The sequence below is a fragment of the Tautonia marina genome (assembly GCF_009177065.1).
Lineage (GTDB): Bacteria > Planctomycetota > Planctomycetia > Isosphaerales > Isosphaeraceae > Tautonia > Tautonia marina.
Map to the genome: position 1 here is coordinate 81,692 of NZ_WEZF01000024.1, position 13,225 is coordinate 94,916.

Below are 13,225 nucleotides of genomic sequence, written 5' to 3' on the forward strand. Positions count from 1 at the left end.
GATCCTCATGCTTTCGCTTCGACCTTCCGCGCCAGGCTGCTGGCATCATCACAGGCCGTCGCATACAGTTTCAGGACCTGGCGGACCTTCGCCGGCCACGTGTACTTCTCGGCAATCTCGCGCTGCGCGGCGGCTCCCAGCCGGCGCCGCGTTTCGGGAGTCAGGCCCTGGACTGCCTGAACCAGCTCGGCGATCAACTGCGGACGCGGTGCCGGCTCGACCGCGACGCCGCACCCGGGCGCGAGGTATTCGCCGACCCCTCCCCAGTTCAGGGCCACGACCGGCAACCCGAGCGCCATCGCCTCGAGCACGACCGCCCCGCCGCAATCCCGCATGCTGGGATACAGGAAGACATCACACTGCGACAGCAGCCGGGACGATTCCTTGGGATCGACCCATCCATGGAACGTCACGGCATGCGACAGGCCGAGCGCCTCCACCTGCCGTTGCAGCCGCCCGCGCTCCGGCCCATCGCCGATGATCCAGAGTTCCGCCGACGGCGTTCGCGCGCGGACCTCGTCGAAGACGTCCAGCACCACGTCCGCCCCTTTCCAGTGCACCAGCCGTCCCAGGAATCCCAGGCGGAGCACCTCGCCCGATCGGGCCGGGAGATCGTCGGGCCGCCGCCAGACATCCGGATCCACGCCGTTCTCGCAGAGGATCGCGACCCGACCGCTGCAACCGCGGGGCAAGGCCCGGCGGGACCGCTCGTTGGCAACCAGCAGGAGCGCGGCCCGGCGCTTGCCTGGGATGAGGGTGTTGGCCAGGTCTGACACACCGCGAGCCAACGGCACGAAGACCCGTTCCAGGAACGATGGGGAGGCCAATCCCGGTGGGTAGGTCATGTTGCCGTTCATGGGTCCGATCACCACCGGGATGCCCAGGCCATGGATCATGCTGGGCAATCGCGGCGACACGGGGGTCGGCTCATGAACGATGTTGATGCCGAATTGCTCGATCATTCGCCGCGCCGCGCGCCGCTGCGCGAACTGAGTGAACAGGTGCAAGAACCATTCGATCGTGAAGTTCCTGATCTGCTCGGGCAGGAACGCGCCCAGCCTCCAGAGGATCTTCTGCGGCAGGGTGTCCCGCACGTAGGAAAGGCGCGACGCATGCGCACCGAGCAAGGCATCGAGCTCGGGCTGATTGCGGGCGTGCACCAGGAGACGAACGTCGACGTCTTCCCTCAACAACCCCCGGAACCAGTGGATGGGCAGGCAGGACTCGCCTCCCTGGGACATCGAGGCGTGCTCGGCGACGATCAACACCCGGAACTGCTCGGTCGATCGGACAGCGGGAACAGGATCGAGGGCGGCGGTAGGGAACATGGCGCACCTCTCAGAGCAGTTCGAGGTCGCGTCGGAGTGACTTCCCGGCCCGCAGGGAGGGGCGTGCCTTCCCGGGCGAACCGAGAACCGCGAGAGGCGCCTTCCCCACGTGGTTCACCGGAAGTGCTCCTTGATATCATCCGCCAAACGCAACGCGAGTGCAACGATCGTCAGGGTCGGATTGAAGGTCCCCCCGGTGGGGAAGACGGAGCTACCCGCCACGAAGAGGTTCGCGACCCCGTGGACACGGCAATGCGCGTCGACGACGCCCCGCCTCGGGTCCCGATGCATGCGGGTCGTCCCCATGTGGTGCTGGTCGCCGCGCATGTCCCTGGGCCATTCGTGATCACCTTCGGGAACGGTCGATCGGAGTCGGCCGAATCCGGTACGGACAAGCTCCGCTCCCAACAACCGGTGCCCCGTGGCCATCCCGCGTTTGTCTTCTGCCGTCAGTTGCCAATCGACGACGACCTTCCGCAAGCCAAACGCGTCGAGGTCGCTGCCCAGTCGAATGCGGCTCTCCGGATTCGGCAACTGCTCGGACGTGCAATTCAGCGGAATCGATGCCAGAGGCACGGGGGGCTTATTGCGACCATAGAACATCCGGCGAGCGACATATGACGCGATGCCGGGAAATTTCCTGATCACGGAACCCAGATCTTGCAGGATTGCGGTCCGTTGATCGGGTCGAAGATGCAGCTCCGGGAGCAATCCGGTGAGCCGCACCAGGGCATCGACCTCGGGGGGCCTGGGGTACTGAAACCGCACCCGAAACGCCGGCAAGTTGAGTTGGCGCTTCGTTTCGTCGGAAAGGCTGAGATAGGAGACGAAGCGTCGCGTGCGATCGAGCCACGTGTACTTGGCGCCCTGTTCGCCCGTCTGGAACGTCAAATCCGTCGAGGGATCCTTGAGGTCGAGAAACCCGCCCGAATATTCCAGGTGGAGCTGGAAGAACCGACCGACGAGATCGTGTTCGTTTCCCAGGCCAATCCCGGATGGACGTTCTGAGAGCAAAAGCAAACGCGCATTTTCAATTCCGCCGGATGCCAGGACGTAGATGCGTGCCCGAACGGTAAAGCGTCCCTCGGGAAGGACACCGACGTTGACCTGTCGCACGGCTCCGCCGTTCTCGCTACTGTCAAAACGCAGCCCATTGGCGTGCAGGTAAACGCTCAGATTCTCCGCCTTCTGCAATTCGGGCGTATATTCACGGCCAAATCGGGTCGCCGGGGCCTGCTGCAGGACTCGGCAAACGAAATGCGGGCCGCGGAACGGCTCGGGAATCTCGCCCGGTGCAATGCCCCATTCGGACAGTTCATAACCAGAAGGACCAAGCTTGAAGACCGCTTGTGCACGCTGATACCACGGTTTGAGGTGGGATAGCGCGAATGGCCAACCGGAATACGGAACGCCCTCTCGCGTCTCGAAATCAAGCGGGCTCGGCAAGTCGCACCACACGCGTCCCCAATGGTTGGTGGTACCGCCAAAATAACGAAGCCGCGACTCCCGGAAGAGTTCGTAAGGCCGCCCGACATCGCTGCCGGCATAGAGCGCCTGCGTGGCCTGCTCCCGCTCGGTTCCACCGCTTTCCAGCAGGACCACGCGGAAGCTGCAGTTGGCAAACTCGCGCGCCAGCGTGATGCCCGCGGCGCCCCCGCCCACGATGCAAACCTCGGTCTCGATGATGGTCCCATTCGGCACCGAACGTGCATCTACGAACATTGATCATGTGCCTGTGCTGGTCGGTGGAAGAACGTCGCGCCGGGCGATCGAGAGACGTGACGCCTGGTGTTCTCAAATTACCCTTTGGTCGAGCCCTCGTCGATGGACGGCGAGCGGCTCCCGTCCGGTCTCCACGAGGGTGCAGCGGAAGCGGAGGGGACTGTCTCGCGGACGACCCTGGTGCCTCGTGAAGATCTGAGTCTCCGCCCATCCGCGTGGTTCTCGCCATTTCTGGGGCCGCGTCCAGGCCAGGGAAACCGCATCGGATCTCATGGTTCCACGAAGGCTTTTGCTCGATCCTCATCGCTGGCGGCACCGTTCAGGCGCTGGGTTTCGATGCCCCAGCGGAGATGTGTCTCACGGTTCCGTGGGCCCCGCGTGCATCGTCGGATGACCCTCAGGTTTGCCGAGGCATGGTCACGGCGGCCCCGGCCGGAGTCCTCTTCGACGCCGACGAAAAACGGATCAATATTCCTATTATTTTATTGGTTTAATTACTTGAAATCGTTCATCGAACATTCATGGATAAACGGAGTTACAACACGTGCCATAACCGCTTGGTCGACGGCATTTCGCCCGCCCGGCAACGCGCTCTCTCCGGCGACGTTGCTCGATTCCATATCCCTTCGGGAGTAAGAACGTCTCATGAGCCACATCGTGACCCTTGAAACCCAGATTCGCGACACGCAGGCCGTCGCCGCCGCCTGCCGCCGGCTGGGCCTGCCTGCGCCCGAACGGGGCATCGCCCGCCTCTTCGCCGGCGAGGCCGAGGGGCTGCTCGTCCGCCTGCCCGGCTGGCGTTACCCGCTGGTGCTGGACACCGCGCGGGGTACGCTCCGCTACGATCATTATGAAGGTCGTTGGGGCGACCCGGCCGAGCTGGGCCGCTTCCAGCAGAGCTATGCCGTCGAGAAGGCCCGGATCGAGGCCCATCGCCGTGGGCATCCGGTGCGGGAACAGACCCTGGCCGATGGGACGATCAAACTGACCGTCGCGGTCGGGAGGCGTGCATGAGCCTCCCCAGTGCTTCGGGCGGTCCCGTGATCGAGATCACGGTCGACCCGCAGGGCAACACCCGGGTCGCAACGAAGGGCTTCACCGGCGCCTCCTGCCGCGCGGCGAGCCGGTTTCTGGAGGAGGCCCTGGGCCGCTCGACCGGCGAGCGGTTGACAGCGGAGTTCTATCACCAGGCGACGACCGAGCAGCAGTTGCGCCACTTGCAATGATCGCCGGGACGTGATCCCGAGGGGACCGTACACCGTGCCCGTCGAGGGCATGGCGGCGTTCGCCGTCCGTCCCCCGGTCGGGCTCGATCCGACCCGTCGTTTCCTCCGATCTGAAATCTCCACCTTCCACATCCTTAGGAGTGACGTTATGACGCTTTCCGAACGCGTCGCGGAGCTGGTCCGCGCCGCCTTTCCCGGCCTCTGGATCGTCTCGCACGAGCACGACGATGCTGTGGCCGAGTTGCAGGAACTTTGCCGCGACCGCATCTGGTGCCTGGCCGAATGGGACCTCGAACGTGGCCTGGTCGTCCACGGCACCGGGGCCGATTCCAATGCCCCCGAGGCGGCGATCACCGACGGGGCCGACCCGATGGCCGCCCTGCGGGCCCTCTCCCGACTTGCGCCCGGCGAGGGAGACGGGGCGGCCCTCCTCGTCCTGCGCAATTTGCACCGCCTGCTCGGCTCGGCCGAGCTGATCCAGGCGCTCGATGCGGCGCTGGCGCGGGGCAAGCGCGATCGCACCACGATCGTCATCCTGGCACCATCGGTGGCATTACCGCCGGAGCTGGAACGGGGATTCGTGGTTCTTGAGCACGCCCTGCCGGACCGCGACCAGCTGGAGGGGATCGCCCGCTCGATCGCCACCGAGCCGGGCGAGCTGCCGCCCGAGGGCCCCGAGCGGGACGCCGTGCTCGACGCCGCCGCCGGGCTGACCCGGCTGGAGGCCGAGGGGGCGGTCGCCTTGTCGCTTGTGCGCCACGGCCGGGTGCGGCCCGAAACGCTCTGGGAGCTGAAAGCGCAAGCCCTCACCCGATCGGGCCTGATGCGTTTGCATCGGGGCGGCGAGGGGTTCGCCGGCCTCGGCGGCCTCGACGCCCTGAAGTCCTTCTGCGCTCGCGCCCTGCGGCCCGATCGCCCGGCCGGAGTCCGTCCCCGGGGGGTGCTCCTCCTCGGGGTGCCCGGCACGGGTAAGAGCGCGTTTGCGCGGTGTGCGCCGTCTAACGGCTGATAGCATCATCTCCATAGGAGATCAGGACTTGACTGACGTCCTGGGGTCAATGCCTTCAAGGTGCACCGCCGAGACCAACGGCGGCCCGTCAGCCGAACCCGAAAGGGAGAAGCTAAAGCAGCATGGCATTAAAGCGGCGGCCGGACCCAGTTGCGAGGGGACGCCGCGCCGCGAGACCCGCCCCCCATGGTCAAGGCTGGATTGCTTGAACCCCAATCCCCATCGTCTGAGAACGGACGCCCGGAAATGCAACTGATACCGGGAGCAGACGCCGCACCCCCGATGTGCTCGCGGTCGGGGGTGAAGTCACGGTGTCTGGAGACCGCAATGAGCGGGGACGGGATGAGTGGGGGACCTAACGGGGGCTATGACGTGCTATCTGACCGGAATTCGGGATCTCCTACGGGGCGAGAGCCCTAGGGAGACGGAGCCTCCGTAGTAGTCGGCGGTGCCGTAATGGGCACTCCATGGCGAAGGGAGGCAGGTATCAACTGAGGACCGCGAACCACCGGGAGGTGCGAGATGCACAGGATCCTGAAGAAGCGAGCGATCCTCGCGGACCGCGCGTCGCGCGGTCTCAAGCTGGAGCGGGTCTACCGCGAGCTGTATGAACCGGAGTACTACCTCCAGGCCTACGGCAAGATCTACCGTAACCGGGGGGCCATGACTCCGGGCGTCGATGGCGGGACCGCCGACGGCACTTCGCTGGAACTCTTCCGGGCGATCATCACGTCCCTCAAGGACGGGAGCTTCGACTGGAGACCGGCGAAGCGGATCTACATTCCCAAGCGGAATGGCAAGCTCCGACCGCTCGGCCTGCCGGGCTGGACCGACAAGATCGTCCAGGAGGTCATGCGCTCCATCTTGGAGCCGTACTTCGAGGCGAGATTCCGGGACAGCTCGCACGGCTTCCGCCCCGATCGGGGATGCCACACGGCCCTGACGGCGTGCGCCAAACGCTTCCGGGGCTGCTCGTGGTTCATCGAGGGGGACATCAAGGGCTGCTTCGACAACATCGACCACGATGTCCTGTTGGGCATCCTGCGAGAGTCCATCGACGACGAACGGTTCATTCAGCTGGTGTCGCGCATGCTCAAGGCCGGATACCTCGAGGATTGGCGCCTGAACGAGACCCTCTCGGGGACGCCCCAGGGGGGGATCCTCAGCCCGCTCCTCGCGAACATCTACCTCGACAAGCTCGACGCCTTCGTGGAGGAGACCCTCTATCCCCGGTACAACCGCGGGACGGGTCGCCGGGGCAACCCGGAATACAAGGCCGTGGTCAGGCAGATGGCGAAGGCGAAGGCCGCGGGCGACGCGGAATCATGGGCTCGGCTGAGATCTCGCCAGAGATCGCTGCCCTCCCTGATGCCGGACGACCCGCACTTTCGCAGGCTCCATTACGTCCGCTACGCCGACGACTTCATCCTCGGTTTCACCGGACCAAAGGCGGAGGCGACGGAGATCAAGGACCGGCTCGGGGAGTTCCTTCGGGACGCCCTCGGGCTGGAACTGTCTCCCGAGAAGACCCTCATCACGCATGCCCGCACCGAGAAGGCCCTGTTCCTGGGGTACGAGATCGGGATCATGCACGACGATGACAAGGTCACACCGACCCGTGCGCGGGGAGGGGCGACCGACTTCACCAGGCGCTGCATCAACGGGCAGGTCTGGCTGGGGGTCCCTGCGTCGAAGGTCGACGCCAAGTGCCGGGAGTTCATGATCGGTGGCAAGATCCGCAAGCGCCTGGACCAGATGGGTAACAGCGAGTACTCGATCGTCAGCTGGTACCAGTCGGTGTACAGGGGCTTCGCGAACTACTACCTCATGGCTCACGACGTCTCCTGGAAGGTCTCGAAGCTCAAGTGGGTCATGACGACATCCCTGCTCAAGACGCTCGCGGCCAAGCGCAGGTCCTCCTGCCGCAAGGTCGCGAGGGAAATCAAGCGGGACGTCATGACCCCCGACGGGCCTGTCAGGGCCTACCAGGTGAGGGTGCCCCGCCCCGGACGCGACGATCTCGTCGCGACCTTCGGCGGGCTCTCCTTGCGTCGGAGGGAATCGGTGATCCTCGATGACACCCCGGTCAGGGTGTACAACACTCGGACTGAGTTGCTCGAACGGCTCCTGAGGGACGTTTGCGAACTCTGCGGGTCGGGGAGGGACTGCGAAGTCCACCACGTCCGCAAGATCGCCGACCTCGCGAAGAAGTCCAAGGCAAACCAGGTCCCCTGGGTGCGATTGATGATCACCCGATCCCGAAAGACCCTGGTCCTCTGCCGGGCCTGCCACGTGAACATCCACCGCGGCAGGATCGACGGATCGGGGCTCCAGTAGATACCGGAGAGCCCAATGCGGTGAAAGCCGCACGTTGGGTTCGGGAGGGGGCCGTCGGAAAAGGGTCCGCAAGGATACCTCGCCGGCGGCCTACCTCACCGCTGGGACAGGAAGTGGGCCGGCCGACGCTCGTGATGGAGGTCGGGGCGCTCATGGGTTCGCTGGTGGGCGAGACTGAGACCCGGACGCGCCAGGCGCTGGCGATCGCCGATGCGATGGCCCCCTCGCTGGTCTTTGTGGACGAGATCGACAAGGCCCTCTCCGGCGTGCAGTCGGGCGGTCGGAGTGACGGCGGTGTGTCGAGCCGGCTCTTCGGCAGCCTGCTCAGCTGGCTGAGCGACCGCACGAGCGACGTGTTCGTGATCGCAACGTGTAATGACATCTCATCTCTCCCGCCCGAGTTCGCGCGGGCTGAGCGGTGGGATGCCGTATTTTTCCTGGATTTACCATCCACTCGGGAGAAATCGGCGATCTGGGACTTGTACATTAGCCAGTACGGGCTGGACCCCGCTCAGCGGCGGCCGATGGATCGTTCCTGGACGGGGACCGAGATCCGGGCCTGCTGCCGGCTGGCCCGTCTCCTAGACCTCTCGCTCGTCGAGGCGGCGCGTCAGATCGTGCCGGTGGCGGCCACGGCTGCCGAGGCGGTCGAACGCCTACGCACCTGGGCCTCGGGCCGCTGCCTGAGCGGCGAGGCCCCCGGGCTGTACCACCGGCCCGGGGGGGAGGAGCCCGGCATGACGTCCGGCCGTACCGGCCGGCGGGTGGGCCGCGACGGCCCCTCGGCCAACTGATCGGCCGATTCACACGATCGACCGGGGGATCCCTCCGGAGATCATGTCCCTGCGCGTGTGCGCAGGGATTTCACCCCATTCCTGCGGGGCGGCGATCCGGGAGGTCCGGGTCGGCCGCCCCGTTTTTGTTTCCGTTTTCGTTCTCGTTTGGAGAGGAATCGCGATGTCTGCACTGATTGAATCTCACGCCCCGGCCTCCCCGACCGTCGTCGGGCCCTCGGGGAACCATGACGAGGCCGTCCGTCGCCTGCGGAGCGAGATGGCCCCGGTCCGCCTGTCGTTCACCTGGTTCGGTGTTAACAAGAGCCTCAATGCCGATCAGAAGGCCCGGGCCGCGGCCACCTTCGAGGCCGATGCCCCCTTCGTCTCGGCCGGCAAGAAGCTCTTCGACACGAAGGACCAATCCTTCCGCGCCGTCTCGGCCGTGCGCACCAAGATCGTCGAGTCCTGGCGGGGCATGAGCCTGCCCTTCCCCGAGCCCGGCGTCCGATTGCTCCGTCGCGACCAGGTCGAGGCGTTCCTGGCGTTGATGACCGATTTCCGCGTCGAGCTGGCCGACGCCGTGACCGAGTTGGATCGGCACTACGCCGAGCTGCGCGAGGGAGCGGCGCGACGGCTGGGCGATCTGTTCGACCCGAACGACTATCCCGAGCGGCTCATCGGGTTGTTCGACTTCACCGTCGATTTTCCCAACGTCGAGCCGCCCGGCTACCTGCTCGCGCTCAGCCCCGGACTCTACCGCGAGGAGCAGCGGCGCGTCCGCCGGCGGTTCGACGAGGCGGTCCGGCTGGCCGAGGAGGCGTTTCTCGCCGAGTTCGCGCGGCTGGTCGGCCACCTCACCGAGCGGCTCGGCACCGAGGCCGACGGCACGCCGCGGGTCTTCCGCGACAGTACCGTGGGGAATCTCTCGGAGTTCTTCGAGCGCTTCCGTCAGCTCGACGTGCGCTCGCATGAGCAACTCGACGCGCTCGTGACCGAGGCCCAGCGGATCGTCCGGGGCATCGGCCCTCAGGATCTGCGCGACCAGGGCGCGCTGCGTCAGCACGTGGCCGAGCGGCTCGGCCGGGTCCGGGATGAACTGCAGACGCTCGTCGTCGAGCGGCCCCGCCGCAGGGTGCTGCGGGGGCCGTCCCCATCCCCGTCCCCGTCCTCGTCCTCGGAGGGCTAACGCGATGGATCTCTTCATCGCCCCTGGCGGTCGGGTCCGTGGCCGCTACGCCGAGGCGATCGACCTGGCGGCCCTCGGTGCGCCGCGGATCGTCCGGGCCGGCGTGGTCGACCCGGACCTGGCCGGCCGCTGGTTCGCCGACCTGTCCCTCGTCGGTGGCCCCGTGCTCGGGCCCTTCGCCACCCGCAGCGCCGCCCTGGCGGCCGAGGAGGCCTGGCTCGCCCGGGTGCTCCTGGGCGATCGCGGCGGCGGCCTGGACGCGGCCCCCGATCCTCTCCCGGAGGCCGGCGGGGCGTCGTGACTGCGGAGGAACACGCACGCAACCTTATGAAGGTTTCCTGGTGTGTTTTCTTCTCGGCACGGACGGGACCCGCCGTCGCGGCGTTTCTGTCCGGCGCGCGGGAGCGTTCCCGCGTGCTCCGCATGCGGCCCCCCAAGGTCCGTTGCCGCCCCTGGGGTTCAGCCGCCACTCGCATTGTGTGAAAGGATTTTTGCCATGACATTGCTTCAACTTCTCTTGCGATGCGGTCGCACCCTGCTTTGGCAGGCCTGCGCCCGCCTGGCCGGGAGCCTGGCCCGCCAGGGGCACCGTTGCGGCCGCCGGCACGCGGGCCCGGGCAACCCCCGATCGCCGCGCGGTCGGCCCGCACGGCCCGCCCACCGTGACGCCGCGAGCGGCGTCACGACCCCGGTCCTGCGGCCCCTGGCCCCGGAGGACTGGTCATGCCGCTGACCCTGCGTGTCGGCTGCGCCCGCAAGTTGGGGCAGCCGGGCTACAGTTCGCTCGGCGCGAGCTGTGCCCTCGACGTCGAGCTCGACGCCGCCCTCATCGAGCGGGATCCCGAGGCCCTCCGGGACCAGATCCGTGTGGCCTTCGCCGCCTGCCGCGCGGCGGTGGCCGAGGAGCTGGCCCGCCAGGCCGGTCCGGAGGAATCGGCGGCGCCGCTGCGGACGCCCGCGCCCGATCGCCCGGACGTCGTTCTCGCGGATCACGGTTCGACGCAAAACGGGATGGTCACCGCTGCCGCCCCCGTCCGGCCCACCACGGCGTCTCGCCCCGATCGCCCGGCCTCGGAGCGGCAGGTCAAGGCGATCCGCGCGATCGCCCGCCGCCACGGGGCCGACCTGGGCACGATCCTCCGCCAGGAGTTCCAGGTCGACCGGGTTGAGGAGCTCAGCGTGGCCCAGGCCTCGCGGCTGATCGACGAGCTCAAGACCGACGCGATCGTCTGAACAGGGGTCCGCAGCCCGGTCCAATTTTGTCTCAGAACCTGATGCACTCCGGCCACGGCGGCTGCCGTGGCCGGAGTTCCGCGTTTTTTTTCGCCATCAGCGAGCGGTGCCTGTGTCGGGGCTGTTCGTCTCATGGCGCCAGGGGGCGGCCAGCCTGTGCGCGACCGCCGCGGATCACACCTCCTGAGGCTCACCAGGGGGACGCGGGGGCAATTCCCCAGCGTCAGGCGGGGACGCGCCGGAGCCCTCCTTCCGCACACACAGACCGTTCACCGCGGGCGGGAGCGTCTCGATCCGCTGCGGTCGTCTCCTCCAGCGGTCGCCGACGGCCGTTCGAGGGATCTGCGTGCCGCGACATCGCCGCGACCGAAGGTGGCGAGCGCGTGTCGTGAGCCGGCTCTGGCCAACGCATCACCTGGGAAGTTGAGAATTGTGCTGGCGATCGGAAACAACGGGGCGGTACGATCAGACCCGGCTGGCGGTCGGTTGTGGTGTGATCCGCCCGCGCGTCACGGTGTTGGTTTGGGCATCTGATGGCTCGGATTCTGGGCATCTCCGCCTTCTATCACGATAGCGCCGCGGCACTGGTGGTCGATGGGACCATTGTCGCCGCGGCCCAGGAGGAGCGCTTTTCCCGGGTCAAGCACGATGCGCAGTTTCCCGCGCAGGCGATTCAGTCGTGTCTTGACGCGGCGGGGATCGCGGCGGAGGACCTCGACTATGTGGCCTTCTACGAGAAGCCGCTGCTGAAGTTCGACCGACTGCTGGAGACCTACCTCGCCACTGCGCCGAGGGGACTGGCGAGCTTCTCCCAAGCCATGCCGATCTGGCTCAAGCAGAAGCTGCACCTGCGCCCGACGATCCGCCGCGGGCTGGGGGGGATGCCCCGCGCTCGGCTCGTCTTCGCCACGCACCACGAGTCGCACGCCGCCAGCGCCTTCTTCCCGAGCCCCTTTGCCGAGGCGGCGATCCTGACGGTTGACGGCGTCGGCGAGTGGAGCACGACGACGCTCGGCGTCGGTCGAGGCCACCAGATCGCGCTGACCGAGGAGCTGCGGTTTCCGCACTCGCTGGGCCTGCTCTACTCGGCCTTCACCGCCTACTGCGGCTTCCGGGTCAACAGCGGCGAGTACAAGCTGATGGGCCTGGCCCCCTACGGCCGGCCGATCTACCGGGAATTGATCCTCCGGGAGCTGATCGACCTGAAGCCCGACGGCAGCTTCCGGCTGAACATGGACTATTTCACCTATCCGCACGGCCTGACGATGACCGGCCGGCGCTTCCACCGCCGCTTCGGGGGGCCTCCCCGCCGGCCGGAGTCCCAGATTGAGCCAAGGCACATGGACCTGGCGGCGAGCATCCAGGCCGTGACCGAGGAGGTGTTGCTCCGGATCGCCGATCGGTTGCAGCGCCAGACCGGGATGACCCGCCTGGTGATGGCCGGCGGGGTGGCCCTGAACTGTGTTGCCAACGGCCGGTTGCTCCGGGAAGGCCCGTTCGAGGACCTCTGGGTCCAGCCGGCCGCCGGTGACGCGGGCGGGGCCCTCGGGGCCGCCCTGTTCGTCTGGCATCAACTGCTCGGCAACCCGCGGGATGCCGACCCGACGGACTCCCAGCACGGCAGCCTGCTCGGTCCGTCGTTTGCCCCCGAGCAGATTGCCTCGTGGATCGCCCGGGAGCAGATCCCGGCCCGCCGCTTCGAGGACGAGGCGTCGCTCTGCGAGTCCGTCGCACGGGCCCTGGCCACGGGCCAGGTCGTCGGCTGGTTTCAGGGCCGCATGGAGTTCGGCCCCCGGGCCCTGGGGGCCCGGAGCATTCTGGCCGATCCGCGATCGGCCGAGATGCAGACGACCCTGAACCTGAAGATCAAGTACCGCGAGAGCTTCCGGCCCTTCGCTCCGGCCGTCCTCCGAGAGCGCGCGCAGGAGTGGTTTGACCTGCCCCGAGGACGCGAGAGCCCGTACATGCTCGTCGTCGCCCCGGTTCGGAAGGACCGCCTGGTGCCGCTCACTCCGGACGAATCGCACCTCATGGAGCACGACCCCGACCTGCGCGCCCGGGTCCGGGTGGTGCGTTCCCAGGTGCCAGCGATCACCCACGTTGATTGCAGTGCTCGGGTCCAGACGGTCGACCACGAGCGTGCGCCGCGCTTCCACGCCCTGCTGCGGGCCTTTGAGCAACTCACCGGCTGCCCGATCCTGGTCAACACCAGCTTCAACGTCCGGGGCGAGCCCATCGTCTGCACCCCGGAGGACGCCTACCGCTGCTTCCTGGCCACCGAGATGGACCTGCTTGTGCTCGGCGATCATGTGATCGATCGATCGGAGCTGAAGGATGCGAATCCTGAAGCCTTTCGTTCGACGCTGGTTTCCCAGTATCCTCTGGACTAACCCACCCGCCCGGGTTCC

Annotated in this window: 11 protein-coding genes; 9 read left to right on the top strand and 2 right to left on the bottom strand. The window is 67.2% G+C overall.

Annotated features, from left to right (window positions below; genetic code table 11):
* Positions 1–5: 5 nt before the first annotated feature.
* Both GA615_RS23315 and GA615_RS23320 read right to left on the bottom strand, forming a co-directional pair.
* Positions 6–1,268: a glycosyltransferase family 4 protein gene (locus tag GA615_RS23315; RefSeq protein WP_161602505.1), complete on the bottom strand. Its 1,263-nt coding sequence runs from the start codon at positions 1,266–1,268 to the stop codon at positions 6–8.
* A 174-nt stretch (positions 1,269–1,442) separates the two neighbouring features.
* Positions 1,443–2,990 carry a GMC oxidoreductase gene (locus tag GA615_RS23320; RefSeq protein ID WP_161602506.1) on the bottom strand — a complete coding sequence of 516 codons (1,548 nt, stop codon included), beginning with the start codon at positions 2,988–2,990 and terminating at the stop codon, positions 1,443–1,445.
* 705 nt (positions 2,991–3,695) lie between these two features.
* On the opposite strand from GA615_RS23320, the gene GA615_RS23325 reads away from it, so the two are divergent.
* The 9 genes from GA615_RS23325 (at position 3,696) to GA615_RS23370 (ending at position 13,207) form a co-directional block, all read left to right on the top strand.
* Entirely contained in the window at positions 3,696–4,064 is a 369-nt protein-coding gene (locus tag GA615_RS23325) for a DUF1257 domain-containing protein (protein ID WP_152053743.1), read from the top strand.
* On the top strand, positions 4,061–4,276 hold the full coding sequence (locus GA615_RS23330) for a DUF2997 domain-containing protein (protein WP_152053744.1): 216 nt from the start codon (positions 4,061–4,063) through the stop codon (positions 4,274–4,276). Before GA615_RS23325 ends, GA615_RS23330 begins: the two co-directional genes overlap by 4 nt.
* A 148-nt stretch (positions 4,277–4,424) precedes the next feature.
* Positions 4,425–5,285, top strand: coding sequence for a hypothetical protein (locus tag GA615_RS23335; protein ID WP_152053745.1), 861 nt, complete (start codon positions 4,425–4,427; stop codon positions 5,283–5,285).
* Positions 5,286–5,807: 522 nt separating this feature from the next.
* The gene (locus GA615_RS23340; RefSeq protein WP_152053746.1) at positions 5,808–7,622 is read left to right on the top strand and encodes a reverse transcriptase/maturase family protein; all 1,815 of its coding nucleotides are present in this window, start codon (positions 5,808–5,810) and stop codon (positions 7,620–7,622) included.
* Positions 7,623–7,735: 113 nt separating this feature from the next.
* Positions 7,736–8,416: an AAA family ATPase gene (locus GA615_RS23345; protein ID WP_261343964.1), complete on the top strand. Its 681-nt coding sequence runs from the start codon at positions 7,736–7,738 to the stop codon at positions 8,414–8,416.
* Between the two features lie 163 nt (positions 8,417–8,579).
* Positions 8,580–9,584: a hypothetical protein gene (locus GA615_RS23350; protein WP_152053747.1), complete on the top strand. Its 1,005-nt coding sequence runs from the start codon at positions 8,580–8,582 to the stop codon at positions 9,582–9,584.
* Between the two features lie 4 nt (positions 9,585–9,588).
* Entirely contained in the window at positions 9,589–9,885 is a 297-nt protein-coding gene (locus GA615_RS23355) for a hypothetical protein (RefSeq protein ID WP_201750293.1), read from the top strand.
* 422 nt (positions 9,886–10,307) lie between these two features.
* On the top strand, positions 10,308–10,817 hold the full coding sequence (locus GA615_RS23365) for a phage protein GemA/Gp16 family protein (protein WP_152053749.1): 510 nt from the start codon (positions 10,308–10,310) through the stop codon (positions 10,815–10,817).
* A 533-nt stretch (positions 10,818–11,350) separates the two neighbouring features.
* Complete coding sequence (locus GA615_RS23370; RefSeq protein WP_152053750.1) at positions 11,351–13,207, top strand: carbamoyltransferase family protein; 1,857 nt, start codon at positions 11,351–11,353, stop codon at positions 13,205–13,207.
* The last annotated feature ends 18 nt before the right edge of the window (positions 13,208–13,225 follow it).

Coding starts and splice junctions, on each gene's coding strand:
- GA615_RS23325 (WP_152053743.1), top strand. CDS start 3,696: ATGAGCCACATCGTGACCCTTGAAACCCAGATTCGCGACACGCAGGCC.
- GA615_RS23330 (WP_152053744.1), top strand. CDS start 4,061: ATGAGCCTCCCCAGTGCTTCGGGCGGTCCCGTGATCGAGATCACGGTC.
- GA615_RS23335 (WP_152053745.1), top strand. CDS start 4,425: ATGACGCTTTCCGAACGCGTCGCGGAGCTGGTCCGCGCCGCCTTTCCC.
- GA615_RS23340 (WP_152053746.1), top strand. CDS start 5,808: ATGCACAGGATCCTGAAGAAGCGAGCGATCCTCGCGGACCGCGCGTCG.
- GA615_RS23350 (WP_152053747.1), top strand. CDS start 8,580: ATGTCTGCACTGATTGAATCTCACGCCCCGGCCTCCCCGACCGTCGTC.
- GA615_RS23355 (WP_201750293.1), top strand. CDS start 9,589: ATGGATCTCTTCATCGCCCCTGGCGGTCGGGTCCGTGGCCGCTACGCC.
- GA615_RS23365 (WP_152053749.1), top strand. CDS start 10,308: ATGCCGCTGACCCTGCGTGTCGGCTGCGCCCGCAAGTTGGGGCAGCCG.
- GA615_RS23370 (WP_152053750.1), top strand. CDS start 11,351: ATGGCTCGGATTCTGGGCATCTCCGCCTTCTATCACGATAGCGCCGCG.